Annotated in this window: 17 protein-coding genes, 1 pseudogene and 1 other annotated feature; of the genes and pseudogenes, 14 read left to right on the plus strand and 4 right to left on the minus strand. The window is 42.8% G+C overall.

The features are described from left to right. The first annotated feature begins 399 nt into the window (after nucleotides 1-399). The 4 genes from H7F31_RS34230 to H7F31_RS18675 all read left to right on the plus strand — a co-directional run bounded on the left by H7F31_RS34230 (nucleotide 400) and on the right by H7F31_RS18675 (nucleotide 3245). Nucleotides 400-699, plus strand: coding sequence for a hypothetical protein (locus H7F31_RS34230; protein ID WP_261800045.1), 300 nt, complete (start codon nucleotides 400-402; stop codon nucleotides 697-699). Between the two features lie 71 nt (nucleotides 700-770). Continuing rightward, nucleotides 771-977, plus strand: a complete 207-nt coding sequence (locus H7F31_RS34235) for a hypothetical protein (RefSeq protein WP_261800046.1) — start codon at nucleotides 771-773, stop codon at nucleotides 975-977. Nucleotides 978-1162: 185 nt separating this feature from the next. Continuing rightward, a complete protein-coding gene (locus H7F31_RS18670; RefSeq protein WP_187100013.1) occupies nucleotides 1163-2383 on the plus strand; it encodes a leucine-rich repeat domain-containing protein in 1221 nt (406 codons plus the stop codon). Between the two features lie 274 nt (nucleotides 2384-2657). Next, nucleotides 2658-3245, plus strand: coding sequence for an HAD-IIIA family hydrolase (locus H7F31_RS18675; protein WP_261800047.1), 588 nt, complete (start codon nucleotides 2658-2660; stop codon nucleotides 3243-3245). 308 nt (nucleotides 3246-3553) lie between these two features. Here the strand turns inward: H7F31_RS18675 and H7F31_RS18680 are convergent, their stop codons facing one another. Both H7F31_RS18680 and H7F31_RS34240 read right to left on the minus strand, forming a co-directional pair. Next, nucleotides 3554-4045, minus strand: a complete 492-nt coding sequence (locus H7F31_RS18680) for a hypothetical protein (RefSeq protein ID WP_187100014.1) — start codon at nucleotides 4043-4045, stop codon at nucleotides 3554-3556. Between the two features lie 158 nt (nucleotides 4046-4203). Beyond that, entirely contained in the window at nucleotides 4204-4338 is a 135-nt protein-coding gene (locus H7F31_RS34240) for a hypothetical protein (RefSeq protein ID WP_256975607.1), read from the minus strand. A 557-nt stretch (nucleotides 4339-4895) separates the two neighbouring features. Between H7F31_RS34240 and H7F31_RS18685 the strand changes: the two genes are divergently transcribed. From H7F31_RS18685 to H7F31_RS18720, 8 genes are all read left to right on the plus strand, one after another. Next, on the plus strand, nucleotides 4896-5525 hold the full coding sequence (locus H7F31_RS18685) for a TetR/AcrR family transcriptional regulator (RefSeq protein ID WP_187100015.1): 630 nt from the start codon (nucleotides 4896-4898) through the stop codon (nucleotides 5523-5525). A 500-nt stretch (nucleotides 5526-6025) separates the two neighbouring features. Beyond that, nucleotides 6026-7414: an aminotransferase-like domain-containing protein gene (locus H7F31_RS18690; protein WP_187100016.1), complete on the plus strand. Its 1389-nt coding sequence runs from the start codon at nucleotides 6026-6028 to the stop codon at nucleotides 7412-7414. Nucleotides 7415-7526: 112 nt separating this feature from the next. After that, entirely contained in the window at nucleotides 7527-8630 is a 1104-nt protein-coding gene (locus tag H7F31_RS18695; protein WP_187100017.1) for a flavin monoamine oxidase family protein, read from the plus strand. Continuing rightward, nucleotides 8627-9598, plus strand: coding sequence for an alcohol dehydrogenase catalytic domain-containing protein (locus tag H7F31_RS18700; protein WP_187100018.1), 972 nt, complete (start codon nucleotides 8627-8629; stop codon nucleotides 9596-9598). Before H7F31_RS18695 ends, H7F31_RS18700 begins: the two co-directional genes overlap by 4 nt. Before the next feature lie 22 nt (nucleotides 9599-9620). Further along, complete coding sequence (locus tag H7F31_RS18705; protein WP_187100019.1) at nucleotides 9621-10949, plus strand: MFS transporter; 1329 nt, start codon at nucleotides 9621-9623, stop codon at nucleotides 10947-10949. Between the two features lie 179 nt (nucleotides 10950-11128). Next, nucleotides 11129-11387: a binding site (T-box leader), on the plus strand. 48 nt (nucleotides 11388-11435) lie between these two features. Beyond that, nucleotides 11436-12215 carry a methyltransferase domain-containing protein gene (locus H7F31_RS18710; RefSeq protein ID WP_187100020.1) on the plus strand — a complete coding sequence of 260 codons (780 nt, stop codon included), beginning with the start codon at nucleotides 11436-11438 and terminating at the stop codon, nucleotides 12213-12215. A gap of 172 nt (nucleotides 12216-12387) precedes the next feature. Next, nucleotides 12388-13008, plus strand: a complete 621-nt coding sequence (locus H7F31_RS18715; protein WP_187100021.1) for a hypothetical protein — start codon at nucleotides 12388-12390, stop codon at nucleotides 13006-13008. A gap of 369 nt (nucleotides 13009-13377) precedes the next feature. Beyond that, nucleotides 13378-13665 carry a hypothetical protein gene (locus tag H7F31_RS18720; protein ID WP_187100022.1) on the plus strand — a complete coding sequence of 96 codons (288 nt, stop codon included), beginning with the start codon at nucleotides 13378-13380 and terminating at the stop codon, nucleotides 13663-13665. A 247-nt stretch (nucleotides 13666-13912) separates the two neighbouring features. On the opposite strand, the pseudogene H7F31_RS18725 reads toward H7F31_RS18720, so the two are convergent. Next, nucleotides 13913-14302, minus strand: a pseudogene (locus H7F31_RS18725) (manganese catalase family protein); the annotation flags it as partial. Nucleotides 14303-14480: 178 nt separating this feature from the next. After that, entirely contained in the window at nucleotides 14481-15824 is a 1344-nt protein-coding gene (locus H7F31_RS18730; RefSeq protein ID WP_187100023.1) for a stalk domain-containing protein, read from the minus strand. A gap of 172 nt (nucleotides 15825-15996) precedes the next feature. On the opposite strand from H7F31_RS18730, the gene H7F31_RS18735 reads away from it, so the two are divergent. Together H7F31_RS18735 and H7F31_RS18740 are read left to right on the plus strand one after the other, a co-directional pair. Continuing rightward, the gene (locus tag H7F31_RS18735) at nucleotides 15997-16254 is read left to right on the plus strand and encodes a YdcF family protein (protein ID WP_261800533.1); all 258 of its coding nucleotides are present in this window, start codon (nucleotides 15997-15999) and stop codon (nucleotides 16252-16254) included. A 137-nt stretch (nucleotides 16255-16391) separates the two neighbouring features. Beyond that, complete coding sequence (locus H7F31_RS18740; protein ID WP_187100025.1) at nucleotides 16392-17453, plus strand: DUF2332 domain-containing protein; 1062 nt, start codon at nucleotides 16392-16394, stop codon at nucleotides 17451-17453. The last annotated feature ends 79 nt before the right edge of the window (nucleotides 17454-17532 follow it).

Genomic DNA, 17532 nt, shown 5'->3' on the forward strand with positions numbered 1-17532 from the left:
TGACGGAAATGCTTAAAGGGGTGCTTGAGGGCTCCTATCGTAGACACTATCCGTGCTCTATTGTCTAGCCAACCGGCAGGCAATGAAATCTGCCATTATTAAACTAAGGGCAGGTTACCGCAACATACTGGTTATTATGTGCGTCTATTGTTATGGAATTATATGTAACTGTGGGGTGGGAGACAGATGAAGCTGGTTGAACTTGATTGCTAATCCACATTCACAGTACACAAGAGATAATTGGAAAGCCTTTTATCTTTCAAAAATTCAGAGTATGGAATAAGTCTGACAGGTTTTTAATGATTGGTTTGCACTTTGTGAAATCCATATACCTGCTAAAAATAAAGGTGTTATAAGGAAAATGGTGATGATAGAACAATATGGACAATAAGAAAAATATTGAGCCAATTAAAAGAGAAAATGTCTAATTGGCATAAATTGAGTGATGAAGAGCTGTTTCTTGCTGTAAAAGAGTTTGAGAAAACGCCCAGGTTAGAGGTTTCAATTTATTATCAAGATTTATTTAATGATCCGAAGTTTTCTCAAACCCTTCTTGATATCTATAATAAGCATAAGGATGTTACTAAACTTGTAGTTCTACTTGTTTCAGCAATTGGGAATATGATTCAGAGATATGATCTTCCGGAAACTAAGGAAGTTTACGAATTCATGCTGGAAAATTCAGATAAAAAAACATAGGACCTTATGTCGCGTTATTCCTACCTAGGTTTAAACATTTTGAAAGTTATGATAAAAAGTGGGAATATTTTATGGATATTAAAAAAATGTCTCCCAAAAAAGTAGCCGAAAGTTCTTTTGAAACGATAATGGATTTGTATTTAGAAAAAATTCCGGAAAAATATAAAAATGAGGCCATAGAATATTTTAATAAAAAAGTAGAAGAGTCTAACAATGAATACGGTAAACAATATTATCGGGATACCATTAATAAAATTCAGTTAAATAGGCTTTGCTAAATGATCGGAAAATCGCTTGTTTCTGGAATCCCGAATTATGATGCAGTATCAAGCACCATGTGCAGGTAGAGAGCGGCTTGCGTGTCATCATGGACCAGCGAAACATTTGGGAGTTTTGGCGGTGGTGCATATGCCTTCTGCCGGTTTAAAGTAGCTTGGACCGATTACTGGAAGGAGTAGGACAGATGAATATTACCTACGATTTTATAGATGAACAGTTCCGGACGTTCCTATTGGAATCGTATTGCGGCGGCCGGGATTCGATTCAAACAAGTGATGTGGAAGGGATTGTCGAACTGCAAATCTCGCACAAAGACATCGCAAGCCTGAACGGACTGGATCATTTTACGTCGCTGGAGGTTCTGAATTGCGGATACAATAAGTTGACTGAGCTGGATATTAGCCGCAACACACGTTTGGTGGACTTGGAATGCAACGGCAACGAGTTGTATGCGCTCAATACTAGCCACAATTCTGCGCTAAAGCGGCTGCACTGCAATTCTAATGCGATTTTGGCGCTAGATCTGTCGGCGAATGCAGCGCTGGAATCGTTGGATTGCGGATTCAACCGGATCCGCAATCTGGACGTGAGCCACAACCCTATGCTGACGGAGTTGATTTGTTACTGGAACATCTTGTCCAAGCTTGAATTGGAACACAATCCGCTGCTGCGCCATCTGCAGTGCGGCTATAACGCCTTGTTTACCTTGGAGTTGGACCATCACTCGATGCTGGAGAAGCTGGACTGCGGCAGCAACCATTTGATCCAACTGCGGGTGACGAACTGTGAAAATTTACTGGAACTGCGGTGCAACGGTAATCATTTGACCGAATTGGACATCAGCGGAAATCTGAGGTTGGAAAGATTGCGCTGTTTTCAAAACCATCTGTCGAAGCTGGAACTGAACCACCCTGAGCTGGTCGAAGTGTACTGCTCGGATAACAAGATTGCGGTACTGGACACAAGCGAGGCTCCAAAGCTCGAACGGCTGGATTACGCCAACAACCTGATTCGTGAACCGGACCATACCGTAAAAGGATTCGGGACATTTACCTATGATGTGTCGATGTCAGACTACAAGTTGACACTGCCGTTTCACGGAACCGACATTCACGTTACAGTAGCAGTGCGCACAAAGGCGGAAATGAAACGGCTGTCACCGGTCATGAAGAAAACGTGGGACAACATGGCGACGATGCATGATCAAGCATTGACACTCATTGCAAATATACATCCCGAAGAGGATGTCAGTACTCTATCGTTGTCTGAGCTGGTGTTCGAGGAACTTGGCACCATTCGACTTGGTTACGATGCAGGAGGAACGCCGGCAGGACAGCTGTTCATCTACGCTGTCTTTCAGAAAACATTTCAACTCGACGACACACTTGTGTATGAAACATATTGATGGGTGATACAAATGAGTCCGTTACATAATTTTATTAGTAACCTTTTTGAACGTGGAATGTTGGTCACGGAGGCTACTCGGCAATACGAAGCCGAGAAGTTTTTATCAGAAATATTTACCACATCCCAGGCTGTTACATATGCACTAGGGATGAAGAATACTTTCGGCACAGTCACATGGCAGCTTTTGTTCAACTAACGGGCACTATAGTTCAAACAACCGACGATATGTATCGGCAGCCTCGTTGCGCTAACGGGTAGGATGATTCGATCATTTGGATAATCACCAAAATTATGGGATATTGAAATGGGGGATTATTTTGCTGGAAATTCAAGCTGCTTTTGTGGATCGTGATGGAACATTAGGTGGGAATGGTCATTTCATTCATCCTCGCGACTTTGAGTTATTTCCTTCAACTTTAGAAGCATTGCAGTTATTAAAAGAACATGGAATTAAAATATTTGCCCTCACTAATCAACACAACATTTCAAACGGCTTAGCAACGGAATCAGATTTTCAAAAAGAATTTGAAAGATATGGGTTCGATGCGTCATTTATCTGTCCCCAGGAGCCTGTGGAGGGCTGTAAGTGTCATAAACCACGTCCTGGCATGCTTCAAAAAGCGGCGTCTGACCATGAACTAGATCTGACTAATTGTGCAGTTATTGGTGACGTGGGTTCAACAGACATGCTTGCAGCTGCCGCGGTAGGAGCCAAAAGAATCCTTGTAGAGACAGGGTGGGGTAAGCAGTCTTTGGAAAAATACCGCCATAAGTGGTATGAGCAAGCATCACCTGATTTTATTGCAAAGGACCTCTTAGATGCTGCGAAATGGATAGTTGGCAACAACCGTAGCGAATAAGTGTAGGTACGATCCTTTCTAACGGAGAACGATAGTTCAAAACAATAAAAGCGGGAGCCGATCAGAAGATCAGCAGTTAAAAGAAGGATGATTTTGCATAATGGCGGTAAAGAAATGTACCGATTGTGGGAATCAAACGCTGAAGGTTTGTTAATATTTGATATTTGTGGTAGATAGTGCTTAAATTGTTGATCCATATTGAGACAGAGAGGAATAAAAACCACCTCTCTTATAAGGCGGTCAATTGAACTATCGTCTCCCATTAGTGTAATTCATTATCTGCTTCCTATAACTATAACTAGTCCAGCCTACCCATTCTTGTTTAAAGGAATTTCAGCAATTACTTTGTTACCCAATAGTACGAGCAATGTAGAATCAAGTGCGGACTTTCGCACCTCTTCATAATTGACGTCCTTTTTAATGGCGTACTCAAGACTAATTGTTTTTTCAGTATCGGCACTTGAATTTCCCGATTCACCACCGCCACGTATTACCATTTTCACATACTTTGTCTTGGATTCCATCTCCATAAGTGATGTTAAGGCGACTCCTGGTCTTACAGCAAAATTCAAAACTTCACCGTGATTAAACAAACGATGACCTGGTGAATCAACTGCCTCTTTGCCGTATAACTGTAATTCCTTAGTTTTCTCTAATACAATGTCATACCGAAGAATGTTTGCTGTCTTTATTACATTGACTTCAACATTCTTTACAACAAAAGGATTTTCTCTGCTGAATGCGGTCAGAAACGTTAGTAAAATTAGAAGCATAAATGTAATAGTTTTTTTGTTTCGCATTAAGACTCTCCTTTATTGAGATCGAGTTTTCACTAATTTAACCATCCATTGAAAGAATATTCATTAACTGCACGTTAGTTTAATCTCCTTTTCCAGTAACGAGTAATGTGTCGAAGTTCGACGATTATGTTCCTCAATATCGAAGGACTTGGAGGATGTTACTCCTCCTTGTCCTCAACTAAATCGTCTTGATCGCTGCCCCAAATGTAATCAAAACCAGGCTTAATAAGCGGCGTATCATTTTCGACTTTTGTTTCACTCTCTAGCGATTCTTTATCTTTTTCGTTGGGCATTAACAGATCCTCCTTAAATTAATTACTCAGTCTAATATGCCCATTTATACAATAATCAGACGCTCCCGCAGCCAGCTACGGCCGTAGGAGGGATTAAAAGCATGGATGACGATGAACAACAAGGGAGCAACAGGGTTTGGCGGTGATGGGGATATGACAAGAAACAAAATCAATCCCGTTTCAGGATTTCGAAAACCAATTTAACTTTTTCAAAAATATCCGGGTTTTGTTTCGCAAATTCATGGAACGCTTCCTGCAATAGGGCACCCTTCTCTTTCTTGGTAACAAATGACCACGTGTATAAAGAGTTCAATAAAATCATTATCGAATCTGAAACTTGTTGTTGTATCGGATTTTGCCATTAGGTCCACAAATAGCTAAAGTAACGGGAGACAATAGTTGAATAAATGACGTAAATGAAGCTGCCGGTGCTGACCTGCAGCTTCATTACGTTAACGAGGTTAGTTCTATAAAAAGGGTTCAAAAACCATTTAGATCATATTCACCTAAATGGTTTTTAGTTTGTTTTTTTAGTACGTACGTACTAAAATAAAAACATGAGTAAAAAAAATATACCAACTAACCAAAAACAAATGTCGTTCATCGAAAAAGCTCGTAGAGCTCAAATTGTGGAATGTGCGATTGAGACAATCGCAGAAGTAGGTTACACTCAAGCCTCTTTAGGAGAGATTGCAAAACGTGCGAAAATCAGTAAGGGGGTTATCTCTTATCACTTTGCAAATAAAGAGGAATTATTGGAGCAAATAGCTATCGAATACTATATAGCTTGGCAATCCTACATTGCTCCACGAATAGAAGCTCAAAAATCTCCTAAAGAAATGCTTCGAGTGTATATTGAATCCAATCTTGCATTTGTAGTTGAAAATCGGCAGCATGTTTTCGCTGTTATAGAATTGGGTTCTAAAAAGATAACTGCTGATGGTAAACTCCAGTTTGCAGCAGACCATGATGAAGCTATTTTACTCCCAATTGAAAATATTCTCGCCCTAGGAGTTCGTGAAGGGCTTTTTCGGGAATTTACCAAACCATCGGCAAGGGTGATGGCGTTAACAATTAGAAATGCCATTGACGGGTTTACTATGGAATTAATGAGAAAGCCTCATTTAGATGTTCAGGAATATTCGAGAGAACTGGTTACAATCTTCGATATATCAACTAAAAAGTGATGTGTCACCAAGGGGGTTACCAATGTTTTACTACGATGTACTTTGCAATAATTGTAAAAAAACATTCAGGGTATACGAAGGTTCACTAAAATATAAACAAGCTAAGGAAAGAAAGGATAAGTTTTTTTGTTGCGAAGATTGTGCTGATAAAATACGCATTGAAGCAATTTTAAATTTTATGCGCGGGATTAATCGTTTTTAATTTTTGATTTTCTCAACGATTATCGTCAAATAATGCACTAAAAAGCCGCGGCAACAATTAAACCGAGCAACTTCCGTCCTTACGAATTTTTTTTATGGGAGATTAAGCTAACGGGGAACTTTAGTTCAATTCTATATGGGGCTGTGGCTTTAGAATCGTTGGGTTGATATCGACTTTTTCATCAGGCGCTACACAGAAAAAATTGACGAGAACGGAATTCAGTTTAGGATATGATTCGACTACGCAAAAGGGAAACTTCGATTTTTAAAAACGAACCTTATCGAAAAGGATGCAAATCATGCCGATTAACTCTTTTGAAAATTATCCAATGAGCTGGAAGCCATCCATTGATAAAACGAATAAGCCGATTTATCGGGCGATCGCCAAGCAACTGCAGCAGGATATTATAAACGGGGTTTTATTGCCCGGAACAAAGCTCCCCCCGCAGCGCGAACTGGCCGATTTCTTGGACTTAAATTTAAGTACCATTTCAAAAGCGTTTAAGATGTGCGAGTTGAAGGGTTTATTAAGCGCATCTGTCGGAAGCGGTACATTCGTATCATACGATGCCTTATCGAATGCTTATTTGCTCGAAGATACGAAGCCGATGCATGTAATCGAAATGGGGGCGACGCTACCGGACAAAGCCTCATACGAGCCGCTGCTTCTCCAGCTGAAAAGCATGCTGCAGGAGACCGATTATGAAAATTGGTTCGGTTATGGCCGGGCAGGCGACAACAACTGGCAGAAGGACGCGGCTGTAAAGCTAATCCGAAGCTGCGGGTTTAAAGCGAGCGCTGAAAGCATTTTATTTGCCAATGGAGGACAGAACGCTATAGCCGCCACGCTTGCAAGCCTATGCAAGCCCGGAGACCGTATTGGATCCGATCCTCATACATACCCGGGCTTAAAAACGGCAGCGGCAATGCTCAGCATTCAGATCGTACCGATTAAATCGGAGAACGGTCAAATGAGTCCGACTGCCTTCGAATACGTGTGCAAGAATGAAAACATTAAAGGCATCTACTTGATCCCGGATTACCATAACCCGACAGCCAGCATAATGACGGTTGAGAATCGCAAAAGAATTGCGGCGGTTGCCAAGACGTACAATCAATTCATCATCGAGGATTCGGCATATAGTCTCCTGAACGAACAATCGCTTCCAGCCGTCGCCTCTTTCGCTCCCGAGCAGACCATCTACATTGCCAGCTTATCCAAAGCGATCGCGCCGGGGCTGCGGTTGGCCTATGTAGCCGTTCCGAATCGATTCAAAGAGCCCATTTCGAAGGCGCTATATAATTTGAATGTTTCCGTCTCGCCGTTATTTACGGAGCTGGCTGCGCGTACGATCGTCTCGAATCAGTATGAGGTCTTAATTAAGAATCATCGGGAACAAGCCAAGCGTAGAAACGAAATCGTAAAAAGATTCTTGGCTGATTTTACATGTTATGGAATTGAAACAGGCATCTTCCGTTGGCTGCTGCTGCCAGGCAACATTACAGGTGCTGAATTCGAGGCGTTAGCGGCACGGCGGGGTGTACAGGTTTATGCGGCTGAGCGTTTTGTCGTGGGGAATAGCTCGCCGGAGAGGGCGGTAAGGATCGCCGTCAGTGCGCCGGAGAATCTTGAACAGCTCGAGGAAGGATTAACGATCCTGAAAAATTTGCTAGACGAGCTTATGTAATATTGTTCGCCATACAATTATAATATTGTATGGTTTTTTTGTGCATGTTATGATTGGGCAAATCTTGTTGAAGGGTTGCTAGCGGCCCTTACCATAGGAAAGAGGAAATCATATGAATCATCCTGTCGTTATCATTGGAGCTGGCATAAGCGGCTTACGTGCTGCTTCCTTACTTACTGCGCAAGGCATTTCATGCAGAGTTCTAGAGGCTAGAGATCGTATAGGCGGCCGAATCTTGACCGTTTCTGACGTTAACAGACCGGATCTAGGCAGCTTCGATCTCGGCCCGACATGGTACTGGCCGCAGTACGAGAGCGTGATCACCAATCTGGTTAAAGAATTGAACTTGGAAACATTCGTCCAGCACACCGTAGGGGCCATGCTAATGGAACGGTCCCAACACGAACCGCCAGAGCGATATATCGTTCCTGAAAATGCCAATTCCAGGTCGGTTCGATTCAAGGGAGGCGCGCAGACGCTTATAGATGCAGTAGCAGCAACGATTCCGTCAGGAACAATCGCGTTAAAAACAAGGGTGACTGCCATTCGGCTGGACCAGGCCGGCGTCATCTCGATTGAAGCAGAAGCAGCAGGCGCGAAGAAAGAACAGATACCGGCCAGCGCCGCTATCCTTGCGTTGCCGCCGCGAATCGCGGCGAGACGCATAACATTCTCGCCTTCTCTTCCTCCCAATCTGATGACGGGTCTTATGAACAAACCGACTTGGATGGCAGGGCAGGCCAAGGCCATCGCCATATACGACCGTCCTTTCTGGAGAGAATCAGGACTCTCGGGCTTCGTATCGAGCCGGATCGGACCTTTGCAGGAAATCCATGACTCTTCACCCGATACAGGCTCTGGAGCGTTATTCGGTTTCTTCGGCCTACCGGCAGCCATGCGCCATGAACTTGGGCAGAATCGAATAAAACAATTGGTCATCGGCCAATTGGCTAGACTCTTCGGGCCATCGGCGAAGCAAGTCAATTCCTTTCTATATAAGGATTGGTCCGATGATGCCGAAACAGCTGTAGAGGAAGACCTTGAACCACTGAGATATCACCCGCTGTACGGACAACTGCCGGTAACTGGAGTATGGGAGAAGAGCATCTTTTTTTCAGGTACGGAGACGAATTCGCCATTCGGCGGGCATCTCGAGGGCGCGCTCCGTTCAGCCGAACAGGCGGTTAATGAGCTCAAAGGAGGACTTATTCGATGAAAAGGATGAAGGCTATTCAAATTCCGGCCAAAGGAGAACCGATGAAGCTTGTGGAGATTCCGGTGCCATGGCCGAGAGAAAGGCAGGTCCTGCTCCGCGTAGAAGCGTGCGGAATATGCAACGGAGACTCGGCAGCCATAAGAGGGGGTTCACCGTCGTATCCTCGCATTCCCGGTCATGAGGTGATCGGTATCGTTGCGGAGCTCGGCGCCGGTTCGACGAAATGGACGATCGGGGATCGCGTCGGCATCGGATGGCATGGAGCGGACAACCATGTAACAGGCTTGACCATAGACGGCGGTTATGCGGAATACATGGTGGCTTATGAAGATAGTTTGTGCAGCATCCCGGATAAATTGTCCGCATTAGAAGCGGCGCCACTTATGTGCGCTTGCGAAACAACGTTTAGCGCGCTAAGGAATAGCAAGGCTCGGGCTGGCGATCTCGTAGCCATTCAAGGCATTGGAGGACTTGGTCACCTGGCAGTTCAATATGCCCAAAAAGCAGGATTCCGCACGGCAGCGATTTCGCGGGGAACCGACAAGGAAAAAAAGATCCTTCAGCTTGGAGCGCATCATTATATTGACTCGGAAAGTCAAGACCCGGCTAAGGCGCTGCAGGAATTGGGCGGTGCCAAGGTCATCCTGGCCACTGCTCCGAACGCCAAGTCGATTTCTAAGTTAATTGGCGGTCTAGCTCCAGACAGCGAGCTTATTATTGTAGCTGGTGCCGGTGAGAAGTTGGAGTTGTCGGCAAGAGATTTCCTGAAGGGACCGAATACGGTCAGAGGGTCGTTTACCGGACATTCGAAGGAAATACAAGAAGCCCTTAACTTCAGCATGCTCACTCATGTAAGGCCATGGATTGAAGTTTTTCCGCTAGAACGAGCAAGCGAAGCCTATGAAAAAATGATGGCAGCATCTACACGGTTTCGAGCTGTTCTCCAAATTAATAAACACAACGAATAGTACCGACTGGGGGAAAACGTCGATGCAAACGGCATTGAGCAAAGAAAAAATAGCAGGCAGGGGAGAGTCACTTAGCATCTATATTGAATCCCCAGAAAAACAACATAAGTTATATAGAAGAACGATGGCCATCGTAATCGCTTCACAAGTTTTTGGCGGGGCGGGATTGGCTGCGGGGATTACGGTGGGGGCCCTGCTCGCTCAGGACATGCTCGGAACGGATAGCTATGCCGGAGTTCCGGCGGCGTTGTTTACTTTAGGTTCTGCCGCCGCGGCGCTGATCGTTGGCCGCCTGTCCCAACGATTGGGGCGTCGTGTGGGACTCGCCGCGGGTTTCTTGACAGGCGGACTCGGCGCAGCAGGAGTCGTCCTTGCAGCCGTTCTTAACCATGTAGCGCTGCTTTTTGTGTCGCTGCTGGTTTATGGCGCAGGTACGGCTACCAACTTACAGGCAAGATACGCCGGAACGGATATAGCGCCCCCGACAAAGCGGGCCAAAGCGATCAGCGCTGCTATGATGTTTACGACTTTTGGAGCAGTTGCCGGCCCTAACTTTGTGAATATTACCGGGAGTGTCGCCACTTCTATAGGCGCTCCAGCATTGTCTGGTCCATTCATGTTGGCAACGGTCGCTTATCTTTTAGCAGGCTTGGTTCTGCTTATTTTCTTACGGCCCGATCCTCTAATCGTGGCTAAAGCCATTGCAGAAGCACAACAATTAAAAGACAGCCAAGACAGCACGAAACCATTGCATGCACTGGAAGCCGGCATCAATAAAAGGGGGATCATAGTCGGGGCTTCGGTAATGGTGTTAACCCAAATCGTCATGATCGCCATCATGACGATGACTCCCGTGCACATGAAACATCACGGACACGGACTAGGAGAGGTCGGTCTCGTGATCGGCATCCATGTTGCAGCCATGTATCTGCCTTCGCTGCTCACAGGATATCTTGTAGATAAGTACGGACGAATGCCAATGTCCTATGCTTCCGGCGTAACCTTGCTTTTGGCTGGCTTATTAGCAGCCTTTGCGCCGGGCGACTCCATGGTGCTGCTCATTCTTGCGCTTGCACTCCTTGGTTTGGGTTGGAACTTCGGCTTAATTAGCGGAACAGCAGCGATCGTCGATGCCACTTCTCCGCAAATACGTGCAAAGACTCAAGGAACCGTGGATGTTCTGATCGCACTTGCCGGGGCATCAGGAGGAGCTTTGTCCGGCATGGTGGTAGCTCAGTCAAACTATTCGACCCTTTCCCTGGCCGGGGGAGTTCTTTCCTTGCTTCTTATACCGGTTGTCCTGTGGTCTCGGAAAAAGCCGCAGGATGGGTTGCCTAAAGGTTCTAAATAAGACTGATCGTTCTCTTAAGAATCTAATTGTGATTGAATCTAATGATAAGCAAGTTTGATTGATGATGTTCTATTGTTGAGGTAACGGCGAACGATAGTTGAATTATGACGGATCTGGATAAAATCGTTGTGTAACAAGCTAATTGATGTTAAAATCAACCTAATTCCAATATATTCCTATTAAAGGCACTGATGAGAGAGAGTACTTGGACATAATCTTTTCCAGAGAGCCCCTGTTCGCTGAAAGGGGGTAAAGATTAGCTCAATGAAAATGGTCTCTGAGCTGCACTTCGAAACCGCTTGGGAGTAGGATGTGACGGGCGCACCCGTTATAGTGCTAGGGTATAAACTGCTTTTTGAAAGTCGTACCCGAAAAAAGATCGATGCAAAGCATTGATGAACTTGGGTGGTAACACGGAGTCTAACTCTCGTCCCTTTATGGGGACGGGATTTTTTTTATTCTCATTTTTATAAGGGAGGTTAAGGAATGGAACGAAAAAACACCTTTAATGAAATTGCAAACGAATATGACAAGTACAGACCACCTTATCCAGAACAACTTTTTAGAGATATTTTGGAGTTCGCAGAATTAAAAGCGAATAATGAGATACTTGAAATTGGCTGCGGGACTGGTCTAGCACCTACAGGGTTTGTTAATTTGGGGTATTCCAATATTACCGCCATTGAGTTAGGCGAGAATCTGGCGGAACTTACCCGGCAAAAATTTAGAAATAAACAAGGTGTCAAAATAATAAATTCCCAGTTTGAGACCTGGAATCATGAAAATGAAAAATTCAATTTGGCGATTTCGGGTACAGCGTTTCATTTCGTTCAGCCCCAAGAATTTGGATATAGAAAAGTTTTCGATCTGCTTAGAGATCAAGGGACAATCGGCTTTTTTTGGACTGTTCATGTTCCTTCATACATTGAGCCTTACAATGAGATTCGTGAAATTTACAGAAAGTATGATCCGCAACTCGATGATACTCAAAACCCGTCGCTGGAACAGATTATTAAGGACAGGTCAAAATTAACATTAATGGACGGACTGTTTAAGGATCTGGAAGTTAAGCAGTATACTTGGGATCACCACTTTACAGCCAGTGAATATATTTCCTTGCTAAATACGAATTCTCGGCATAGGCTAGTTCCAGAAGACGTTCGAAATGAATTATTTGGTGAGATTAGAGAAGTTATTGAACGATATGGGGGCAACCTTGTAAAGCCACAAGCAGTTGTGTTGTTCCTTGCAAAGAAGAGACCTTGATGAGGTATCGTTAAGCTATCAGGAGACGCTAGCTCAATCAATCATGCAGACCGGTTAAAGCCAAGCAACTGGCTGTTTAACGCAACAAACTCTTTAGTATTTGCGTATTAAGGATGTGTGGTAAAATATGGTGGGATATGTGTGAGAACCTTTTAGGGAGTGAACAAAGAAAATGGACTACTCTAGAGGCTTAAAATTATTGATTGGTGCTGTGGTTTTCGTTTCTGTCGGAGTGGGTGGTGCAGTAGCATACCAGAATTTATATGCAAAAAGTGCAACTGCTCAAAGTAGCGTTAGTCCGCAAACCTATTCTCTAAATGAAAGTGGACAGACATATGGTTCTGCTGGAGATACCACTCCCGATAAAATGTTACCCGATTTAATACATAGTGGAAGTGTGGATGGCCTTGCAGGATATGTGTTGAAAAGCGATTATTTAAAAGGTGGAACTGATGTCCCTCTATATGATGTAGAAGGGAAAACCATAATTGGCTCCATTCATATTGCCGGCGCTAAGAGTTTAGACTTCTATCCTGAAAATGAAAATGGACAGACTTACGGTTCTGACGCAGATGCTACTTCCGAAGAAACGAGACCTGATTTAATCAGTGCCATGGGTGTGGATGGCATTGAGGGATATGTGATGAAAAAAGACTTGGACGGTGAGCAACCCAAAACACCCGAGGAAGCCATTGCGATACAGAAAAGTAGATCACCAGGAGGTCGCGATATTCCGCTGTATGACGTTGATGGTGAAACCGTAATTGGTGTGTTTCATGTTGGAGGAAAGTAAAACAGTATATTAAGTATGTTCAAGGTTACGCTAACGGCGAACACTAAATAAACGATTAGGGGAGCAGCTTGCCACGGCAGATGCCCCTTCTTTTATTAGGCTAGGCAGGATAGCTTGGAGATATTAGAAGGGGTTGAACTATAAACCGCGAAATATAGCTGTTATATGTAAAAGCGAAAGGATAATGATTTTGATAAAACTTTTGAACCTCTTAAAAAAACACAGGTATAAGATGGTCAGTATCTATGTAAGCAAGCACGATGTCTTGTATATGATTCCAACAGGATCATCAAAAAAAAAGGAGGAGCAGTTGAAATTAACATTGTAAATGATCTGAAGTCTCCATACACAAGTGATGCTCTTGAAGAGTTGTTACTATTAACATTTAATCAATGTTACACCAGAAATCCAGATGAATTATTAAATACTACACCAATCGATCAATATTTAAATATTAAAGGATGGTATAATGCTGTTCGAAATATGAAGCTTATCAGTTGTTCTTGGGATGATGATATAGGTTATGAGATTACACCGACCGACAAAATCCCCTACAAAGGGTATCAGCATCAAAAAGGGATTGTATTAGGCAAAAAAGTTAACCCTGGTGATTTAGCGGAGGCTGTGAAAATAGCGATTAAAAAATCAAGGATTTAACGAGAAATTGGTGATCTGTTAATTTATGTAGGATACTTGAAGAAATTTATTACGCTAACGGGAGACTTTAGTTTAAAGGTTTTAAAACGAAATATAAAAAAACGCGAATCCAGTAATATCAAGGGCTCGTGGGGATTTTCGAATTTTTCAAAAACTTTCTTATATAACGTAATGGCGTCCCAGGAGGACGCCATACTGTCCTTACTGTTTGTTATTTATTAGTCGTGAACGCAAATATTAGGTTGCCTTAGAAAAAGATTTTCCGATCCCGCTCCTCCTTCAAAATTTCCACAGCTTCCCTAAACCTTAGCGAATGAACAATTTCGCGTTCCCGTAAAAATTTGAGGCTGTCCTGCAAGTCTACGTCATCCGTCAAGTCGATCAGCCACTGATAGGTGGCCCTGGCTTTTTCCTCGGCAGCAATGTCCTCATAGAGGTCCGCAATGGGATCGCCTTTAGCCTGAATATAGGATGCCGTCCATGGTACGCCCGCAGCGTTGTTGTAGAACAGTGCGCTGTCGTGCGCCGCGTAGTGAGCGCCAAGCCCAGCCGCCTTCAGTTGCTCCGGAGTCGCATCCTTTGTCAGCTTATAGATCATCGTTGCAATCATTTCCAAGTGGGCGAATTCCTCGGTACCTCTAAGATATCAGTGATAGTATACCGTGGAGTTTCACCCCGATATTAAACTAACGCTATATTTTGGGCGATAAATGAGAAGGTTGGCATTTGGTAAAGAATCAAGATTTAAGTATAATTCATGAAGAAAAATCACCACAAAAAAAGAACCCCTGTAAAGAGGTTCAGTTTGACATTAGTTATTCAATAAATCCTAGTTTCTTTAAATCAGCACGATTAAAATATAGGTTCCCATTAACATTACTAGGTTTATATTGATATCTTACATCATTACCTGAATAAATCTTATCTTCCTCTAACTCGTTTGGGACATTTTCTATTAAATAAATTTCTTTTCCATCCTTATAGAAGTTAATACCATCAATGCGAGCTACCGAAATTGAATATTCTTCATATAAATAATCATCGCTTATCCAAGTTGCGTAGAATTCATTTGATGGGGTGGGGTGAATTGGATAATTTGATCCAAATCCCTCTCCTATAGTGGGCTTATTTAATGTATTCTCTTCTACCACTACTACTGCATCTGGTGTTAGGGTTATATTACTACCAGCGGACGGGGTAGTTTGTTCGAAGTACGCCTCAACCCAACCAACTGCCTCATTCTCATGTGCATAGCCTTCTTGCCATTCGGTAAAAACCTTTCCAAACGTATCAAGGTACCACTGTTCCGTAAACGTATAATCCGTATACCCTAAATATTTAATTAAACCAACCGAATCCACAAAGAATGCATGTAAGTCTTTCTTGGACGTTTTGTAGGTTTTACCGTTATGTGTCCATGTCACCATTTCATTTAGATTGATTCCTCTTAAATCTTCTGTTGTTACATGGAAGGAATTAGCGTTTCCTTTGAAATAGATTGCATACTTACTGGAATCGGGATATCCTTTCAACTGTTTATATCCAGCATAATTCCCTTTTCCTTCTGTTACGCTGAGTTTTGCTGTTTCATTACCCGGTTTTGGGCTAGTCGTACCGCCCTTGGTTGAGCCTGTCGCTATTTCAACCCGTTTTAATGATTCGTTCCAGGTGTAGTTCACGCCTGTGATATCCCCTAATTTTGCCAAAGGTACGTATGTGTTACCGCCATAATTTAATATGGGTCTTTCCTTGTCAGAGTAAGCAACGCCGTCCACATAAATTGGATATGAGGCCTCGGTCAATAGATACTGTTTGATTGCCGCTGTTGTTACGCTGAGTTTTGCTGTTTCGTTACCCAGTTTTGAGCTAGTCGTAACGCTTTTGGATGATCCTGTCGCTATTTCAACCCTTTTTAACGAATCGTTCCAAGTGTAGTTCACGCCTGTAATATCCCCTAATTTTGCCAAAGGTACGTAAGTGTTACCGCCATAATTTAATATGGGTCTTTCCTTGTCAGAATAAGCAACGCCGTCCACATAAATTGGATATGAGGCCTCGGTCAATAGATACTGTTTGACTGCTGCGTAGCCTGTTGTTGCTCCGATCAATAGCAATGCCCCAATAAGGAATCCTATTGAGATGTTTCTAACTCTTCTCAAGTTCAAACACTCCTCGAATCTACTATTTTTCTACATATTACCACATACTACGCAACTATTCTATTTCCGTTTCGGCGTAGCTTGATGCTTACGTTCAGCTTTAATACGCAGCTTAATGCACCATATTAAAGCGACGCTATTCATGGCCCCCAGCGTCGAAAACGCCGCCGGCATGGAGGGAGTTGCACCTTATATATTGCCTTCAGGTGTCTCTACACTGAATCTGGAAACTACAGAATGGGAATTTCTTCGTGATATTGGAATAGAACTAGGCGTACCCGAAAATGCAATCCTGCGTGAAGATAAAGCAACTAACACCTTTGAAAACTCAAGATTTTCGAAGCATGTACTTCAACAAATGGGGATTCATCCCACTAGGGCGATATTAGTTTGTAAATCATATCATGCTCGACGAGGATTACTGACTTAATTGTGATTCGGCAGCTGCCCCATTTTACATTAAGCTTAAGGGCAGGATACTAATGTTACTCATCATTAATAATTGTTTTGTGATAAAAAAAACTATCAATGCGATAGTAATAACAAAGTATTATTTATCGAAGATTTATGGTACTATACCACTATCTGGAAAAGGTGGTGGCTGTATTGGATATCAATGTGCTATCTGAACGTTTTAGGATTTTTGCAGAAAGGGAATGTAAAGACTCAAGCAGTCTTTATGAACATCTTGCAGGGAACATTGCAAATGACTTGGACTTACTTAAACTGGCTGCACATTCGAAACCAGGACAGCCTGTACCTAACCTCTTACTTGGGGCAGTTCATTATTTGCTTTTAAGTGGGATAGATCATGAGTTGACAGCGTATTATGCCAGCATAGTAGATGAACCAAAGGAATCTTCAGGAGCAATAAATTGTTTCAAGGATTTTTGTATGCAGAACGAAAATGAGATCGTTCAACTTTTAGAAAACAAACTTGTCCAAACTAACGAAGTTAGACGATGCGCATATTTGTACCCCAGCTTTTGTCATATTTATAGAATAACAAAGAAACCATTAACCCTTATAGAAATAGGAACAAGTGCGGGCTTACAACTCTTGTGGGATAAATACACCTACTCTTATAAATCCAATCAAAAGTACGGATCTGAACAATCAACTTTAGAAATAAGTGCAGAAATTAAAGGAGATAACCTCCCAAAATTGTTTGAGCATAGTCCACCTGTAATACGCAGAATCGGTTTGGATTTACACGTAAATAACCTAAATGATTCTGAAGATTACCTTTGGCTAAAAGCATTGATTTGGCCTGAACATAAGGAGCGTAATTCATATTTTGAAAAAGCTGCTCATTGCTTAAAAAGCCAGCCTATAGAGCTAATTGAAGGAGATGGCGTATCTATTCTCCCTGATATAGTCCCAACCGTTTCTCATGAGTCAACAATATGTATTTTTCATACCCATGTGGCAAACCAGATACCGGTCGATGCTAAGAAGAAATTGAGTGAACAAATTCAATTCTTAGGTAAGGAACGGGAAGTGTTTCATCTCTATAACAATATGTGGGACCTAGACCTTCATCTTGATTATTACGTTAATGGGGATGAATACAGTCTAACATTGGCAGAAACAGACGGACACGGTCGTTGGTTTAAGTGGAAATTATAATTCGTCATTCAACTAACGGGAACGATAGCCTCGTTAAGCTATTTGGCAGTAGAGGTGAATATTAAATATATCATTCTAA

The organism is Paenibacillus sp. PAMC21692 (genome assembly GCF_014303795.1).
Classification (GTDB): Bacteria; Bacillota; Bacilli; order Paenibacillales; family Paenibacillaceae; genus Pristimantibacillus; species Pristimantibacillus agaridevorans.

Excerpts from the sequence above, each read along its gene's own strand:
- H7F31_RS34235 (WP_261800046.1), top strand. The coding sequence starts at position 771 with ATGGATATTAAAAAAATGTCTCCCAAAAAAGTAGCCGAAAGTTCTTTT.
- H7F31_RS18670 (WP_187100013.1), top strand. The coding sequence starts at position 1,163 with ATGAATATTACCTACGATTTTATAGATGAACAGTTCCGGACGTTCCTA.
- H7F31_RS18680 (WP_187100014.1), bottom strand. The coding sequence starts at position 4,045 with ATGCGAAACAAAAAAACTATTACATTTATGCTTCTAATTTTACTAACG.
- H7F31_RS34240 (WP_256975607.1), bottom strand. The coding sequence starts at position 4,338 with ATGCCCAACGAAAAAGATAAAGAATCGCTAGAGAGTGAAACAAAAGTC.
- H7F31_RS18685 (WP_187100015.1), top strand. The coding sequence starts at position 4,896 with ATGAGTAAAAAAAATATACCAACTAACCAAAAACAAATGTCGTTCATC.
- H7F31_RS18690 (WP_187100016.1), top strand. The coding sequence starts at position 6,026 with ATGCCGATTAACTCTTTTGAAAATTATCCAATGAGCTGGAAGCCATCC.
- H7F31_RS18695 (WP_187100017.1), top strand. The coding sequence starts at position 7,527 with ATGAATCATCCTGTCGTTATCATTGGAGCTGGCATAAGCGGCTTACGT.
- H7F31_RS18700 (WP_187100018.1), top strand. The coding sequence starts at position 8,627 with ATGAAAAGGATGAAGGCTATTCAAATTCCGGCCAAAGGAGAACCGATG.
- H7F31_RS18705 (WP_187100019.1), top strand. The coding sequence starts at position 9,621 with ATGCAAACGGCATTGAGCAAAGAAAAAATAGCAGGCAGGGGAGAGTCA.
- H7F31_RS18710 (WP_187100020.1), top strand. The coding sequence starts at position 11,436 with ATGGAACGAAAAAACACCTTTAATGAAATTGCAAACGAATATGACAAG.
- H7F31_RS18715 (WP_187100021.1), top strand. The coding sequence starts at position 12,388 with ATGGACTACTCTAGAGGCTTAAAATTATTGATTGGTGCTGTGGTTTTC.
- H7F31_RS18735 (WP_261800533.1), top strand. The coding sequence starts at position 15,997 with ATGGAGGGAGTTGCACCTTATATATTGCCTTCAGGTGTCTCTACACTG.
- H7F31_RS18740 (WP_187100025.1), top strand. The coding sequence starts at position 16,392 with ATGGTACTATACCACTATCTGGAAAAGGTGGTGGCTGTATTGGATATC.